Here is a 14,303-nt window from a genome sequence, read left to right as displayed (position 1 = left end):
ACAAGCCCATATAGAATGAATGAGGGCTTATCTTACACTTGAAGAAAGAATTGGAACTGAATTTTTCCTTAGAAGGAGGTGTATCTGTGTTGAGCAAAACACCAACTGCATATGAAGCCGCTAACAAGGTTATGGAACCAGGACCTCTTTCAGAAGCAAATCCAACAGGTACTTGGAAAGACTTTTTAACAATCGCTAAACTCGGTATTGTTATGAGCAACCTGATTACAACTTTTGCAGGATTTTTCCTGGCTCTCAAGTATAACGGTTATTTTTTTACTGACAACATCCTTACATTAGTATTATGTATACTAGGCGCTGCTTTAGTTATTGCCGGAGGATGCTGTTTAAATAACTATATTGACAGAGATATCGATCAGCTTATGGAAAGAACGATTGAAAGACCAACTGTTACTGGCCGTATTTCTGCCAGTCAGGTCCTTTGGGTGGGAATTATTCTATCTGCTCTAGGAACAGTAATGCTTGCAATGACAACACCTACTGCAGCAGTAATAGGATTAATTGGACTCTTTGTATATGTCTTTGTTTATACATTGTGGCTAAAGCGCACTCATTCAATTAACACGGTTGTTGGAGGAATATCTGGAGCTGTACCTCCGCTAATCGGCTGGGCTGCAGTAGATGCTAACCTTCATTGGGTGGCATGGATCCTATTCCTTATCATGTTCTTATGGCAGCCGCCGCATTTTCTGGCACTTGCCATGAAACGCTGCGAAGATTATCGAAAAGCAGGCATACCAATGCTTCCAGTAGTATCCGGTTTTGGGATTACTAAGCGTCAGATGATCTGGTATGTGGCTGCATTGCTTCCAGTATCTCTTTACTTATTTGATTTTGGAATGTTATATCTAATTTTGGCAGCTGTATTAGGTACAGGATGGCTGATCTTAGCACTTTCAGGATTAAAAACGAAAGATGATATGAAATGGGCCCGTATGATGTTTGTTTATTCATTGAACTACATGACAATCATGTTTGTTGCCATGATTCTAGTTAATATATAAAAAGTATTGTTTACTCTATGGAACAGCGTAATATTGCGCTGTTCCTGTAATTGCCTTTACATAAAAGGGCTTTCAAAAGCTATTCAGCTATTTCCATTCAAATAAAATTATTTGAATTGAATAGAAAGAAGATCAGTCAAGACAGACTACAACGAGAAAGTGGGGTATATGTAGTGATGAAAAAATGGCTACAAAAAGGACGTCTGGTTTCCTTATTTGCCATGTTGGCACTCTTATTGATGGGGTGCGGAGATCCGACACTATCGGCGTTAATTCCGCAAGGTGAAGTTGCTGACAAACAGTTCCAGCTAATGCTGATTTCAATTAGTATTATGATTCTGGTTCTAGTGGTAGTTTTCGTTCTTTATGCATTTGTATTATTAAAGTTTAGAAAGAAAAAAGGAGATACTTCTACACCTAAGCAAGTGGAAGGTAACCACATGCTAGAGTTGTTATGGACAGTGATCCCTATTCTTTTGCTAATCATTTTAGCGGTGCCAACTGTTATGAGAACGTTTGAATTCTCTGCAGATGCGAAACCAGCTTCAAAAAATGAATTGAGCATTAAAGTAACTGGACATCAATATTGGTGGGAATTTGAGTATCCAAAAGAAGAATTGATTACTTCACAGGAATTAGTACTTCCTGCAGATACAAAAGTTCACGTGGAATTATCTTCAGCTGATGTTATCCACTCATTCTGGATTCCGTCATTAGCTGGTAAAACAGATACAAACCCTGGGGATAAAAACAAGAACTATATGTGGTTTGATACTGGAAGCAAGACAGACGTTGTTTACAAAGGCAAGTGTGCCGAGCTTTGTGGTGCATCACATGCTTTAATGGATTTCAAAGTAAGAGTTGTTTCTAAAGAAGACTATAAGAACTGGGTTGCAAGCTATAAGGCTGCAGACGGTAAATCTTCTGCTAATGCTAATGGACAACAAGTCTTTGAAAAGAACTGCTTATCTTGCCACGCTGTTGGACAAGAAGGCGGTAACACAGGACCAAGCTTAACTGGTTTTGCTGATAAAGACCGTGTAGCAGGTATCTTAGAACATAACAAAGAAAATCTGAAAGCATGGATTAAAGATCCTCAAGAAGTGAAACCAGGCAACAACATGCCAAAAGTGAATCTTTCTGATGAGGAAATTGATGCTGTTTCAGATTACTTGTTAGGTCTTAAATTGAAATAGTCTTAAGCATTGAAAAAAGGAGGTTACACCGTGGCAACTCACGAAAGTCACAAAAAGAGAAGTGGGCTAATGGATTGGCTCACTACCGTTGACCATAAAAAAATCGGTATTTTGTATCTTTTGGCTGGCGGGTTCTTCTTCTTAATCGGAGGACTTGAAGCCATCTTAATGCGTATTCAGTTAATGGAGCCAGACAGCAAGATCTTTACTGGCGAGCTTTACAATCAATTATTAACGATGCACGGAACAACGATGATCTTCTTGGCAGCGATGCCGATCATCTTTGGATTTATGAACGCGATCCTTCCACTGCAGATCGGGGCGCGTGACGTAGCATTCCCATATGTGAATGCAGTAGGTTTTTGGTTATTTTTCTTTGGCGGTCTATTGCTGAACCTGAGCTGGTTCTTAGGCGGAGCACCTGAAGCTGGATGGACAGCTTACGCACCATTGTCAACTGTAGCGGAAGATACTGGAGTGGATTTCTACGTACTGGGTCTTCAGATTGCAGGGGCAGGGACACTTGCTGGGGGTATCAACTTCCTGGTAACTGTTATTAATATGCGGGCACCTGGTATGACTTTTATGCGTATGCCGTTGTTTACATGGGCTTCATTCGTAACCTCTGGACTTATTTTGTTCGCATTCCCTGCTTTGACAGTAGGTATTTTCCTACTCATGTTTGAACGTGTTTTTGATGCTAATTTCTTTAATGCGGACATGGGCGGAAACGTATTAATCTGGGAACATATTTTCTGGATATTTGGACACCCAGAAGTATATATTTTGATCTTACCTGCATTTGGCATTATCTCTGAAATCGTATCTACATTCTCTAGCAAGCGTTTGTTTGGTTACAGTGCAATGGTATTTGCGACAGTACTTATCGGTTTCTTAGGATTTATGGTATGGGTCCACCACATGTTTACTGTTGGTCTTGGACCGGTTGCGAACTCAATCTTTGCAGTAGCAACAATGGCAATTGCGATTCCTACAGGTGTTAAGATCTTCAACTGGATCTTCACAATGTGGGGGGGACAAATCCGTTTTACAACAGCCATGCTGTTCGCAGTTGGCTTTATTCCTACGTTTGTTATGGGTGGAGTTACAGGGGTTATGCTATCTGTTCCCGCAGCAGACTATCAGTACCATGATAGTTATTTCGTAGTAGCTCACTTCCATTATGTTATCGTTGGAGGTTTGATTTTAGGATTGTTCGCCGGGTTATACTACTGGTATCCAAGAATGTTTAACCGTGTACTGAATGAAACTCTTGGAAAATGGAACTTCTGGTTGTTCTTTATCGGATTCCACCTAACGTTCTTTCCACAGCACTGGTTAGGATTGATGGGTATGCCTAGACGTGTATATACATATATGTCTGGTCAGGACCTAGATGGAGCAAACTTCGTTAGTACGATCGGTGCTATACTTATGGGTGCCGGAACAATTGTACTATTAATTAATATCGTTATTTCTGCTTCATCTAAATATGCAACAACTAAAGATCCTTGGGATGGGCGTACGCTTGAATGGGCAATGCCAGTTCCAACACCTGAATACAACTTTGCACAAACACCGCTTGTGCGTGGTCTGGATGCATTGTATGTAGAAAAGGCAGCTGGCAATGGTGAAATGACACCAGCTGAACCTGTAGGAGAAATTCATATGCCGAATGGTTCAATTCTTCCGTTTTTCTTATCTTTAGGTATGTTTGTTGCTGGTTTTGGATTTATTTATTCAAACTGGATCGTTGCTATTGTTGGTCTAGGTGGAGTATTAGTAACAATGTTCCTTCGATCTGTAATCGACGACCATGGATATCATATCCATAAAGAAGAAGTTGAAGCTGACATTAAAGGGGGTAGAGCTTAATGAATGCTGGAGAACGTTTAACAGATGCTAATTTTCCTGCTCACCCGGAAAAAGCTACCCTTGAAGGTAAAAATAAGTTTGTAGGATTCTGGCTTTTCCTAGGTGGAGAAACTGTCCTATTTGCTACTCTTTTTGGAACGTATCTTGGTCTTAGAAATATGCATTTAGATGGTCCGTCTGGTGAAGAATTATTTTCACTGCCATTAGTATTTCTTGCAACCATGCTGCTTTTAACAAGCTCACTTACGAGTGTATATGCAGTTCTTTCATTAAAACAAAACAAAGTACGTTCTTTGCAAGGATGGTTTATCGTAACATTACTATTAGGACTTGGATTCCTGGGCCTTGAAATTTACGAGTTCATCCACTATGTTCACGAAGGACATACATTTACCAGCTCCGCATTTGGTTCTGCTTTCTATACACTAGTTGGGTTCCACGGAGGTCACGTACTATTCGGGATCTTATGGATTTCTACATTATTAGCTAGAAACTGGAACAGAGGCATCACATTAGCTAACGCACCTAAGTATTATTTGTTTGCACTATACTGGCACTTTGTCGATGTTGTATGGGTATTCATTTTTACAGTTGTTTATCTAATGGGAAAGGTGGGGTAAGCAATGGCTGATCACCATAAAACTACTGAACCAACCGTACATCGTCATGAGGAGATTCAGCGTAAACTTGCCTTAAAAGAGGAACGAAAGCACCATAACGTTTCCTTTGTTATGATGATTCTTCTTACGATCGTTGCGTTTTTCGCGATTTGGAGTGATAAGATCAGTGATTCATTCGCTGTCATCTTTATCCTTACTTTGGCTGTTGTGCAAGTGTTCTTCCAGCTGTATATCTGGATGCACTTAAGCCACAAAGGCCATGACTTCCCAATATGGGGAATGGCAAGCGGTGTTTTAGTTGCAGCTATTACAGTAGCTTCCTTAATGGGAATGATCTGGACATCGTAATAATGTGAAGGGCTGCATCTCATGCAGCCCTTTTTTATATGTTACAAAATTAAGAATTGTCTCAGTTTTGCCATTACAAGACTTCCAAAGACTGTTATAGTAGAAACGGGTACTATCGATAAAGGAGATGACAAAATTGCATCATAATCATCATATGCCTGCAAGTTTAAGTGAGTTTAGCTGGAGTGAGCTTTATCCGCCATCTGTATATATCATTTCAATCCTGCTTGCCATACTTTATTTCCGATGGATCATGAAAGGAAAAGACGGAAGTAATATCGCGACTAAGTGGAATATAGCTGCAATGGTATCAGCTATTGTTCTATATATAGCTATAAAAGGAACGCCTATTCAGATATTAGGGCACCATTATCTCTTTAGTGTTCATATGGCACAAATGGCTGTATTATACCTGATGATAGCACCTTTGGTCATATTGGCTGTTCCAGAACAAAAATGGAAAAACTGGCTAGATAAAAGCCCTTTGATTTTAAGCGTTTTTAAAGCACTCACAAAACCTTTAATAGCATTGTTAGTATTTAATACTCTTTTTTCTTTTTATCATATACCGATAGTATTTGATGCTGCTGTATCAAATGTATTTCTGCATTATACTTATCACTTTGTTCTTATCGTAACTGCTTTCACGATGTGGTGGCCGGTTCTTTGTCCTGTAAAAGAGCTTGATACGCTTTCGGATATAAAGAAGGTAGGATATGTTTTTGCGAATGGAGTTTTGATGACACCAGCCTGTGCATTGATCATGTTTGCTGATTATCAGCTATATGAGGCTTATAGGAATGTTCCACAGCTGTATGCTGCAATGACTCCATCAGAGGATCAGCACGTTGGCGGTGTTACGATGAAGATATTCCAAGAAGTCATTTATGCTTTCGTATTAGGCTTAATATTCTTTAGATGGGTGAAAAAGGAACGTGCCCGGGATAAAGCCGATTTAGAAATGATAAAAACCCAAAATAACAGACTTAATCCCGAAATGAAATAACCAGTACATGTTCTGGTTATTTTTTTTTGTCAAAAAAAATGAAACTGTATCCTTTTGTAGAATGATATATAGAAGCCAATTGTGAAGGAGAAGAAAATTATGAGAATCAGCGCAAGACAAGCAGCAAGTAAATTTATAGAATCTTATTTTCCAAACTGTGAAATAGCATATTTGGCTGGCAGCGTCGTCAGAGGAGAAGAAACGGAAAGTTCTGATCTGGATATTATTATTATCGATAGCACAGTTGGAGAATCGTATCGCCAATCTCTTACCGAATTCGGTTGGCCAATAGAAGTGTTCGTCCATAATATGTTTACTTACAAAAATTTTTTCAAAGAAAATATTGATAGAGCGAGACCATCTCTTCCGCAAATGTGTGCAGAGGGCATAATTCTTCGTGATACCGGACATGCTTCCCGGATAAAAAATGAAGCACTTCAACTTTTAAAAGCAGGGCCTACACCATGGAGATCTAATGAAATTGAGAAAGCCAGATATCACATAACAGACCTTTTAAATGACTTAGAAGGATCAGTTAATGAGATTGAGGATTTATTTATTGTGTCAAAGCTAGCCGACTTAACGCATGAATTTGTCCTTAGAGTCAACGGTCATTGGATTGGAGAAGGAAAGTGGATAATAAGGGCGTTAAAGGAGTTCAATGAATCATTTGCAGACGATTTTGCCAAGGTGTTTAACCTTTACTATAGCAGCCGTGAAAAAACAGGTGTAATTCATTTTGTTGATGAAACGATCGCTCCATACGGCGGCAGGCTTTTTGAAGGTTATTCCTCACATGCTCCAGAAAGTGCAGCTGAATAGAAAAAAATCCCTCATGATCATGATCTGAGGGATTTTTTTATGTTATACATGGAGTTCATTATGAAGTGCTTCAATCAACTTGTTGCATTGGTTAACGACATGTTTTGGAAACTCTTCATCATATTCAACACCGTGCGGATAATAATGCTTGCCTAAATATGGAGTGCCAAGTTCAATTTTAGCATGTGGTGTTTCAGTTTCTCCCTCAATCACATGGCAAGGAAAACGGAAATAATAAACATCGCCATTTGTCATGTCTTCAAATTTGTAATCGTATGTAATACGGTCATAGTCCCATTGCCCTGCGCGGATCATTCCGTGGCTGTCCATGACATGTTCTAAAAGTGAGAATTCAATTACCTTCCCGTTTAAGCCGCTTTCTTCAAATTTCATTGTGAAACCTCCTAGGAAAATTCAATAAAAAATTACAATCACTTCTTAATGATATTATGAAAGCGCTAAAGATGCAATCATTGTCAAAAACATGCATATTTGTTCTTCAAACGTAAAAGATAAAAGGTATCAAAATTAATATTAATGGAGGCAATTTTTATGAAAAAAATAAGTGATATTATGACTAGAGACGTAGACTTTGTAACGCCTTTGGACAATGTTTACGAAGTAGCTGTAAAAATGAAACAAGATAATGTAGGTGTTATCCCAGTTTGTGAAAACGAACAGATAATAGGGGTAATTACAGACCGCGACATCGTAGTAAGAGGCGTAGCAGAGAAACGCCCAGGCTCTACTCAAGTTTCTGATATCATGAGTGAAGATTTGTATACGGGATCACCTGAAATGAGCGTGAAGGAAGCTGCTGAGCTTATGGCAGATAAACAAATCAGAAGACTTCCGATTGTAGAGAACAATAAATTGGTAGGAATTATTTCTTTAGGTGATATTTCTCTTAATAAAGAAAGTGATAATGCGGCAGGACACACTTTAAGTGAAGTTTCAGAACAAAGAGATCAATTGCAATAAAACTTAAACAGTATCATCTATTACTGATGATGCTGTTTATTTATTAACCCTGTAAATCGCTCTATATGCTAAACTATAGGGAGATGAAAGACACAGGGGGAACCATTATGCGTGGATTGGTTACTTTTTTTCTATCAGTAGTGATCTTGATTGGTTTGTTTTTTTATGATGTACTGCCAGAATTTCCATTGGAAAAAGAACCATCTGAAACAAAATTAAAGTACATAGAAGAACCATTAAAAATTCCAGAAGGCGCTTTATCTTATTGGCTTGGCAAAGATATAGATACTTTTAAAAAGCAGTGGGGAGAACCCGAGAGAATTGATCCATCAGCATATGAATATGAATGGCTGATTTACGGCAGCAGAAGTCCTAAAGGATACATGCAGGCTGGCGTTCAAAATGGTAAAGTAGTTACCATTTTTGCGATCGGTTCTGAGTTGAATACGAAACCTTTTACGATTGGCGATTCTTCAAACAGCATCATTCAGCAATATCCTATTGAAAGTGATGTTACGATTAACGATGGCGAGGATTTTTTCAGATTTGAACTTTCCGAACAGGAAGTAATGCTCAGGCCGCTTATTAATGTTGGAAAAGATATGTGGGTACAATTGTACTTCGATAAATTTACAAATAAATTATCGAGTGTTAGATACACCACTTCAGATATTTTATTAAAACAAAGACCTTATTCTATTGTTTACAGGGGAGACCTTCCAGAAACTGAAGAAATATCAGAAGAAAAACAAAATAAAATTGATCAATCTGAGGAACAGCAAATTTTTGAACTGACGAATATTATCAGATTAAAGTACAGTAAGAACCCACTGCAATGGGATGAAAGTACATCGGACGTTTCTTTCTTACATTCTAAGGACATGCTGGACCAGCAATATTTTTCACATGAGAGCAAAGACGGAAGAACTCTTTCTGACCGGCTGCAAGAAGGAAATGTAAAATTTATGCAAGCGGGTGAAAACATTGCTGCAAACTATACTGATGGAATCGCAGCAGTTGAGGGCTGGATGAACAGTGAGGGGCATCGAAATACAATGTTAAACGATGAATATACCCATTTAGGGGTAGGTGCTTATAAGAAGTACTATACACAAAACTTTCTTATTCCTGCTGAATAAAGCAAAGAGCTGACTTGATGAGTCAGCTCTTCTTTTGTTATTAAAGGGTCTTTTCTAAAATATTGTTGTTTACGATTATTTTTTCTTTCACTTCATTGATAAGTTGATTGGAGTGCAGGATGCGAGACTCCTGCGTGCCAGCCACCTGAATATACTTCCAGCAAGGGCATGTGACGAGGAACATGCTTCGATGCTGTTTTGCTAGCATACGCAGGAGCACATATACATCCATGAAGGTGAGACTCCTAAAGGCACAAGGAGGCTCACCGCATGCCCCGCGGAAAGCGAGCCGCCTGGAACGGAAATCAACTACACTCAAAAACAACAAAGTTTGCGAAAACAGTCTTATTAGCTTTCATTCTGGAAGCTTAAAGAATGTTCCGGTAGCTGAGGCAATTAGATTTCCTTTTTCATTTCTAACTTTCCCTTCCATTCGCACTAATTGACGGCCATTATGAACCACTTCAGCTCTGCAAATGAATTTTTCACCAATACCTGGTGTTAGGAAATCTACTTTTAACTCAACAGTCACTGCTCCCTTTTTATTTCCAGGGACATGGCTTGCCAAAGTACCCAATGCGGTATCAAGAAGTGTTGCAGTAAGTCCTCCGTGAACAATTCCAATGGAGTTATCAAGCAGAGGTGAATTTGGCATTTCCATTTCTAGAGTTTTCTCATCTATAAGGGTAGTTTTTAATTGCAATAAGGAAGCGATATGAGTAAGGTTTGTATTTTCCCGTTTAGCCTTCAGGCTGTTTAAAAATATTTTCATAGCCACTTTTTCTTGATCGCTGCTTTCATCGATAAAACGGTTCAATTCGTCTTTAATATCCACAGATGCATTCCCTCAATCTTTTTATTTGGCTGTTTTCTAAAAGCTTGTTGCTTTCGGGTCATTTTTTCATTCTCTTCATTGGCAGTTGATTGGAGCGAAAGGTGCGAGACTCCTCGAAAATGAAAATCACATTTTCTTCGTGCGATGTAACGCTGCCGAAGCCTTCCTTGTCCTGCGGGATTAGCGGGACAGGTGAGACTCCTAACGGCGCAAAGCGCGAGGAGGCTCACCGCACGCCCCGCGGAAAGCGAGCATCCTGAAGCGGACGTCAACCACTTACATAAGCAACAAAGATTACGAAAACAGCCTTTTATTTATATTGTACCTTTTTAGGCACCGTGGAATAAAGTAAACAGAATCAACTTAAAAATTTTACGAAAAATGGGCGCACCAATTACTGGGCATTTATGTATCATGTAGTAAAACATGATTCGTCAGTGGACGGCTGGGGGTGGATTCTGTGGTAAAGACTGATATCGAAAGCTTTAAGGAATTTGTGCACAAACATCCTGAATTAATAAAAGAAGTAAAGAAGAATAAACGGCCTTGGAAAGAAGTTTACCAGGATTGGATTGTGTTAGGAGAAGAGCATGAAAGCTGGAATCAATATTCCAAGGAGAAAAAAAAGCAGAAAGATAAACGGTCTTCATCTGCACAAAATATGAAAGCAGAGCTGACAATCGGAGATATTGTCGCTGGACTGAGCAAACTCCAGATCAACGATGTTCAGAAATACTTATCCCAATTTGGCAGTTTAATGGATGCAGTTCAAGAACTTTTACAGCAATTTAATAATCAGTCTGACAGACCAAGCCAGCTGCCGGAAAATAAAATGAATGATTATCCTTCTTACAAAGATTAAAGGATGTGTGTGGTGTGCGGAGAGAAATCCAGGATTACTTAAATACAAGACCTGACCTCAAGTACTATATAAGAGAAAAGCCTGAATGGTATAGAATGTTAAGCCGCAATCCTTTTTCAGTGGCAGAACTTGAAGAAAGCGCAAAAGTATTTTACGGCCGTACATTTGGCCAGAGAGTAGACCGGTTTCACCAGCAGCTTCAAAACTTTGGACTATTAATGGAATTAATCTCTGTTATGGGGGAGACATCAAATGATTCAATGCCTCCAGATGAATTTAATCCTCCGATACCTGATGCTTAATTAAACATCAAGCGGATAATATAATAAAATTTGGAAAAAACTATTCCTATAAGGAGTGGTTTTTTTATGAATAAAAAGAAGGCATTGTTACTAGCCACCGGTTTCATATTTATTGTTTCTCTGGTTATATTTGGATTTAACTATACTGATTCTGCAAAGCAAAATGAGTCCGGTAATATTCAAGCTATTGAGGCATCAAGTGTATATCCGTTAATGGAAAAAGACTGGGCCATAAACTACCGTGTAAAAAAACAGCGCATCTATGTAGAAAACATTATCCCTAGATTTTCTTTTCAAGGTAATGCTCCAGAAGGTATGAATCGATTAGATGGGTATATAGCTGTTTTTATAAATGGGAAATGGACAATGAATGCAAATAAATCTATCTTTATATTGAAAAACATGAGCCAGGGAAAACATAAGATTACACTTCAACTTAAGAAAAAAGACGGATCAGATTACGGGATTAAGAAAAATATATATGTTCATATTCGCTGACTCTTCTAACCGAAGGGTTTTTTTATTTGATCTTGTAAGTAGTTGATTTCCGCTCCAGGATGCTCGCTTTCCGCGGGGCGTGCGGTGAGCCTCCTCGGCGTATAGCGCCTGCGGGGTCTCACCTGTCCCGCTGCTCCCGCAGGAGTCTCGCACCTTACGCTCCAATCAACTTGTCAATGAAGAGAGGTAACAAAATACTCAAAAGCAAAAATCTTTTTAGAAAAGAACAGCCTTTTATTTACTGCTAATAGGCTGCTATGCTTTTAACTAGAATCATTATCCGCTATAATATAAAGGAAACCTCATACCTAAAAGGAGGTGTGTTGTATGAGTTTAGATCAAGTTGTATTGCTGGAAGAGTCTTTAACATTAGCAGAAATGGTTTCAAGTTCCAGCATTGCATTAGAATATAAAAAATCCAAATATATTTTGGAACAAGATAACCAGGCTCAGGAGATGATTTCACGCTTTGCAGATATGAAAGAGAAGTATGAAGAAGTGCAAAGGTTTGGTAAATATCATCCTGACTTTCATACAGTTTCTTCACAAGTGCGTACTCTTAAAAGGGAACTTGATTTTCATGAGAACATAGCAAACTTTAAGAAGGCTGAAAAAGAGCTTGAAAAGCTTCTTATTGAGTGCAGCAGAATCATAGCCCACAGTGTTTCGGAGCAGATTAAAGTACCCACAGGCAATCCGTTTTTTGATGAGAGTTCTTGCAGCGGAGGCTGTGGATCTGGGGGATCTTGCGGGTGTGCATAGAATCTAAGGATTCCTTAGTCTGATACAATCAAAACATAAGTTGCCGCAGCAGAACATTTTTTCCTGCGGGACCAGGAAACGCATACGGAAAACATAAAGGTTTTCTTCTGATCTGACAAAATTCAGTTCCAATGTCAGACGTTTTCCTTTCATGGATTTTACCGCATGTTTTTTCAAAATGTCTGTTGTGGCTTCAAGTGATGTGTTTGGAACAACTGTTACATATACAAAAGGGATACCTGCCATTATTTTTTTTTCGATAGTGATTACTTCAGGATCTGGTTTGGTACGATTTAAAAAATCTTCCCATATGATATTTAAGTCCATACATCATCACATCCTTATCTAACAAGTATTCTGGGTAAAATATAGTATCGCAGCGTTACAATGTTTGTGTAATTATAGAGGTATGAAAATTTTTAATTAAAGGGGCTTATGTTATGATTGGTAACCGTCGTGGATTTTCTGTCTTTCTACATTCCTTAAAATTCTCTAAGCAGCTGCGGCGCTACGGAAATGTTCATTACGTTTCCAGAAGACTTAAATATGCTGTGTTATATTGTGATGGAAACAAAGCAGACGAGATTGCAGCAAAGCTTGAATCACTGCACTTTGTAAAAGAAGTAAAGAAATCGCACAAACAGGAAATCAAAACCGAATATGAAAGTAAAATTGCTGATAAAGCAAAAGAATATGATTATAAAATGGGTATTTAAAAAACAGGCAAGCAAAGCGTAAAAGCTGCTGCCTGTTTTTTTTAGGTTAATGGCGGGATTAAATAGTTAAGTCTTAAGATGCCGGTCAGGTAATGGAAATAGAGTTCAGTTTCAGCAAAATCTGTTGATGGTTTTACGTCAAAAGAAATAATTTCCTTATTGATCTCAGCAGCTTTTGCTTCAAACAGGCTGTAGCGTTTCGAAGGAAAAGGTATTCCTTCGCGGCATATGTATAAAGGCTGGAATTTGCCCTCTGATGCAGGATTAAGAACTACTACAACTGATGCATATTCTTTGTCTTCTTTTTTTACCCTCAAACACAAAAGCTGTGAAACTCTATTTTGATTGGTTTCCATAATTTCAAAAAGCTCATATAAATCAGAATACCCTTCACCAAGCTCAATAAATCGTTGAATCATATAGAATGCTCCTTTCTCCTTCCTCAATGTAGCATAACAAAAAGCCGTTATAAAGGGATTTATGCATGAAAAAAACCTGCAGCATTTGCTGCAGGTTGCCTTTAAAACAAAATCACTTCTGTTCAAAGGCGATGGGAGAGGAGAAACCGGATGAAGAACTTATGGGGAGTAAGTCTTCTCCGCGGTTGGCAACAACATCGTTCGTGATGTTGTTATATGTAGTATGACCTCTTTTATTTTGCTCTATACTTATTAGTAAAAGATTTGATTGTTTGATTACGTGTTTACTTGTGATAGGATAGGTAATGGAAAAAAGGATAAAAGAATCAGGTGAAAAACGTGAGAGTAATAGCTGGAGAATGTAAAGGAAGACCACTTAAAGCTGTACCGGGAACAAATACGAGACCTACCACTGATAAGATTAAGGAATCCATTTTTAACATGATCGGTCCTTTTTTTGAGGGGGGAACAGGTCTTGATCTTTATGGCGGAAGCGGAGGTCTTGGACTCGAAGCATTAAGCCGCGGTATGAATCATTTTATATTCATTGATAAAGACCAAAGAGCTATACATACGATTAAAGAAAATATAAAACAATGCAACTATGAAGAAAAAACTGAAGTTTTTAGAAATGATGCAAAACGCGCGTTGAAAGCGCTTCATAAAAGAGAAGTTCGATTTGATATGATATTTATCGATCCTCCTTATGCAAAACAGATGCTTATTAAAGATATGGAAGAGATTGATAAGCTCGAACTGCTTGCAGATGATGGAAGCATTGTAACGGAACATGGGGCAGACATTTCACTGCCTGAGCAGGTTGGCAACTTTCAGCGCATAAGACAGGAAACCTACGGGAAAACGACGACGATTTCTATTTTTAGACGCATTTAAGAA

The 14,303-nt window shown here is 38.5% G+C and carries 20 protein-coding genes; 15 read left to right on the top strand and 5 right to left on the bottom strand.

Features of this window, described 5'->3' with window-relative positions:
• Nucleotides 1-131 precede the first annotated feature (131 nt).
• From cyoE to ACFW35_RS10945, 7 genes are all read left to right on the top strand, one after another.
• A complete protein-coding gene (gene cyoE / locus ACFW35_RS10975; RefSeq protein WP_379847461.1) occupies nucleotides 132-1,025 on the top strand; it encodes a heme o synthase in 894 nt (297 codons plus the stop codon).
• 176 nt (nucleotides 1,026-1,201) lie between these two features.
• Nucleotides 1,202-2,221, top strand: a complete 1,020-nt coding sequence (gene coxB / locus ACFW35_RS10970) for a cytochrome c oxidase subunit II (protein ID WP_379845697.1) — start codon at nucleotides 1,202-1,204, stop codon at nucleotides 2,219-2,221.
• A 30-nt stretch (nucleotides 2,222-2,251) separates the two neighbouring features.
• Nucleotides 2,252-4,096, top strand: coding sequence for a cytochrome c oxidase subunit I (gene ctaD, locus ACFW35_RS10965; RefSeq protein ID WP_379845695.1), 1,845 nt, complete (start codon nucleotides 2,252-2,254; stop codon nucleotides 4,094-4,096).
• Nucleotides 4,096-4,716, top strand: coding sequence for a cytochrome c oxidase subunit 3 (locus ACFW35_RS10960; protein ID WP_077361524.1), 621 nt, complete (start codon nucleotides 4,096-4,098; stop codon nucleotides 4,714-4,716). The genes ctaD and ACFW35_RS10960 overlap by 1 nt, the downstream gene beginning before the upstream one ends.
• 3 nt (nucleotides 4,717-4,719) lie before the next feature.
• Nucleotides 4,720-5,064, top strand: coding sequence for a cytochrome C oxidase subunit IV family protein (locus ACFW35_RS10955; RefSeq protein WP_066289065.1), 345 nt, complete (start codon nucleotides 4,720-4,722; stop codon nucleotides 5,062-5,064).
• Nucleotides 5,065-5,200: 136 nt separating this feature from the next.
• Nucleotides 5,201-6,070, top strand: coding sequence for a cytochrome c oxidase assembly protein (locus ACFW35_RS10950; protein ID WP_379845693.1), 870 nt, complete (start codon nucleotides 5,201-5,203; stop codon nucleotides 6,068-6,070).
• 99 nt (nucleotides 6,071-6,169) lie between these two features.
• A complete protein-coding gene (locus tag ACFW35_RS10945; protein ID WP_379845691.1) occupies nucleotides 6,170-6,892 on the top strand; it encodes a nucleotidyltransferase domain-containing protein in 723 nt (240 codons plus the stop codon).
• Nucleotides 6,893-6,934: 42 nt separating this feature from the next.
• Here the strand turns inward: ACFW35_RS10945 and ACFW35_RS10940 are convergent, their stop codons facing one another.
• Nucleotides 6,935-7,285 carry a YugN family protein gene (locus tag ACFW35_RS10940; protein WP_066289067.1) on the bottom strand — a complete coding sequence of 117 codons (351 nt, stop codon included), beginning with the start codon at nucleotides 7,283-7,285 and terminating at the stop codon, nucleotides 6,935-6,937.
• 159 nt (nucleotides 7,286-7,444) lie between these two features.
• Here ACFW35_RS10940 and ACFW35_RS10935 point away from each other — a divergent pair, with 159 nt between their 5' ends.
• On the top strand, nucleotides 7,445-7,873 hold the full coding sequence (locus tag ACFW35_RS10935) for a CBS domain-containing protein (protein ID WP_379833647.1): 429 nt from the start codon (nucleotides 7,445-7,447) through the stop codon (nucleotides 7,871-7,873).
• Nucleotides 7,874-7,980: 107 nt separating this feature from the next.
• Nucleotides 7,981-9,012, top strand: coding sequence for a CAP domain-containing protein (locus tag ACFW35_RS10930; RefSeq protein ID WP_379845689.1), 1,032 nt, complete (start codon nucleotides 7,981-7,983; stop codon nucleotides 9,010-9,012).
• Nucleotides 9,013-9,052: 40 nt separating this feature from the next.
• Here ACFW35_RS10930 and ACFW35_RS10925 read toward each other — a convergent pair whose 3' ends face one another.
• Both ACFW35_RS10925 and ACFW35_RS10920 read right to left on the bottom strand, forming a co-directional pair.
• Entirely contained in the window at nucleotides 9,053-9,244 is a 192-nt protein-coding gene (locus ACFW35_RS10925) for a hypothetical protein (protein ID WP_379845687.1), read from the bottom strand.
• Nucleotides 9,245-9,367: 123 nt separating this feature from the next.
• The gene (locus tag ACFW35_RS10920) at nucleotides 9,368-9,847 is read right to left on the bottom strand and encodes a PaaI family thioesterase (RefSeq protein ID WP_379845685.1); all 480 of its coding nucleotides are present in this window, start codon (nucleotides 9,845-9,847) and stop codon (nucleotides 9,368-9,370) included.
• A 460-nt stretch (nucleotides 9,848-10,307) separates the two neighbouring features.
• On the opposite strand from ACFW35_RS10920, the gene ylbD reads away from it, so the two are divergent.
• From ylbD to ACFW35_RS10900, 4 genes are all read left to right on the top strand, one after another.
• Nucleotides 10,308-10,709: a spore coat protein YlbD gene (ylbD, locus tag ACFW35_RS10915; RefSeq protein WP_379845683.1), complete on the top strand. Its 402-nt coding sequence runs from the start codon at nucleotides 10,308-10,310 to the stop codon at nucleotides 10,707-10,709.
• A gap of 14 nt (nucleotides 10,710-10,723) precedes the next feature.
• Nucleotides 10,724-11,011 carry a YlbE-like family protein gene (locus ACFW35_RS10910; protein WP_379845681.1) on the top strand — a complete coding sequence of 96 codons (288 nt, stop codon included), beginning with the start codon at nucleotides 10,724-10,726 and terminating at the stop codon, nucleotides 11,009-11,011.
• A gap of 66 nt (nucleotides 11,012-11,077) precedes the next feature.
• A complete protein-coding gene (locus tag ACFW35_RS10905; protein ID WP_379845679.1) occupies nucleotides 11,078-11,509 on the top strand; it encodes a hypothetical protein in 432 nt (143 codons plus the stop codon).
• Nucleotides 11,510-11,836: 327 nt separating this feature from the next.
• Complete coding sequence (locus ACFW35_RS10900; RefSeq protein WP_379845677.1) at nucleotides 11,837-12,271, top strand: YlbF family regulator; 435 nt, start codon at nucleotides 11,837-11,839, stop codon at nucleotides 12,269-12,271.
• A gap of 3 nt (nucleotides 12,272-12,274) precedes the next feature.
• Here ACFW35_RS10900 and ACFW35_RS10895 read toward each other — a convergent pair whose 3' ends face one another.
• Entirely contained in the window at nucleotides 12,275-12,598 is a 324-nt protein-coding gene (locus ACFW35_RS10895; RefSeq protein ID WP_379845675.1) for a hypothetical protein, read from the bottom strand.
• A gap of 113 nt (nucleotides 12,599-12,711) precedes the next feature.
• On the opposite strand from ACFW35_RS10895, the gene ACFW35_RS10890 reads away from it, so the two are divergent.
• Nucleotides 12,712-12,987 (top strand): YlbG family protein, encoded by a 276-nt coding sequence (locus ACFW35_RS10890; protein ID WP_379845673.1) that lies wholly within the window; start codon nucleotides 12,712-12,714, stop codon nucleotides 12,985-12,987.
• A 41-nt stretch (nucleotides 12,988-13,028) separates the two neighbouring features.
• Here the strand turns inward: ACFW35_RS10890 and ACFW35_RS10885 are convergent, their stop codons facing one another.
• Nucleotides 13,029-13,406: a DUF7147 family protein gene (locus tag ACFW35_RS10885; RefSeq protein WP_379845671.1), complete on the bottom strand. Its 378-nt coding sequence runs from the start codon at nucleotides 13,404-13,406 to the stop codon at nucleotides 13,029-13,031.
• A 339-nt stretch (nucleotides 13,407-13,745) separates the two neighbouring features.
• Here ACFW35_RS10885 and rsmD point away from each other — a divergent pair, with 339 nt between their 5' ends.
• Nucleotides 13,746-14,300, top strand: a complete 555-nt coding sequence (gene rsmD / locus ACFW35_RS10880) for a 16S rRNA (guanine(966)-N(2))-methyltransferase RsmD (RefSeq protein WP_379845669.1) — start codon at nucleotides 13,746-13,748, stop codon at nucleotides 14,298-14,300.
• The last annotated feature ends 3 nt before the right edge of the window (nucleotides 14,301-14,303 follow it).

The sequence above is a fragment of the Fictibacillus sp. NPDC058756 genome (assembly GCF_042746035.1).
In the GTDB taxonomy this organism is placed as follows: Bacteria; Bacillota; Bacilli; order Bacillales; family Fictibacillaceae; genus Fictibacillus.
Note: the sequence above shows the minus strand (reverse complement) of the source record. Positions and strands in the feature narration are given on the sequence as shown.

Coding starts and splice junctions, on each gene's coding strand:
- ACFW35_RS10890 (WP_379845673.1), top strand. CDS start 12,712: ATGATTGGTAACCGTCGTGGATTTTCTGTCTTTCTACATTCCTTAAAA.
- ACFW35_RS10900 (WP_379845677.1), top strand. CDS start 11,837: ATGAGTTTAGATCAAGTTGTATTGCTGGAAGAGTCTTTAACATTAGCA.
- ACFW35_RS10945 (WP_379845691.1), top strand. CDS start 6,170: ATGAGAATCAGCGCAAGACAAGCAGCAAGTAAATTTATAGAATCTTAT.
- ACFW35_RS10960 (WP_077361524.1), top strand. CDS start 4,096: ATGAATGCTGGAGAACGTTTAACAGATGCTAATTTTCCTGCTCACCCG.
- ACFW35_RS10905 (WP_379845679.1), top strand. CDS start 11,078: ATGAATAAAAAGAAGGCATTGTTACTAGCCACCGGTTTCATATTTATT.
- ACFW35_RS10935 (WP_379833647.1), top strand. CDS start 7,445: ATGAAAAAAATAAGTGATATTATGACTAGAGACGTAGACTTTGTAACG.
- ACFW35_RS10895 (WP_379845675.1), bottom strand. CDS start 12,598: ATGGACTTAAATATCATATGGGAAGATTTTTTAAATCGTACCAAACCA.
- ACFW35_RS10885 (WP_379845671.1), bottom strand. CDS start 13,406: ATGATTCAACGATTTATTGAGCTTGGTGAAGGGTATTCTGATTTATAT.
- ACFW35_RS10940 (WP_066289067.1), bottom strand. CDS start 7,285: ATGAAATTTGAAGAAAGCGGCTTAAACGGGAAGGTAATTGAATTCTCA.
- ACFW35_RS10930 (WP_379845689.1), top strand. CDS start 7,981: ATGCGTGGATTGGTTACTTTTTTTCTATCAGTAGTGATCTTGATTGGT.
- ACFW35_RS10925 (WP_379845687.1), bottom strand. CDS start 9,244: ATGGATGTATATGTGCTCCTGCGTATGCTAGCAAAACAGCATCGAAGC.
- coxB (WP_379845697.1), top strand. CDS start 1,202: ATGAAAAAATGGCTACAAAAAGGACGTCTGGTTTCCTTATTTGCCATG.
- ACFW35_RS10955 (WP_066289065.1), top strand. CDS start 4,720: ATGGCTGATCACCATAAAACTACTGAACCAACCGTACATCGTCATGAG.
- cyoE (WP_379847461.1), top strand. CDS start 132: ATGGAACCAGGACCTCTTTCAGAAGCAAATCCAACAGGTACTTGGAAA.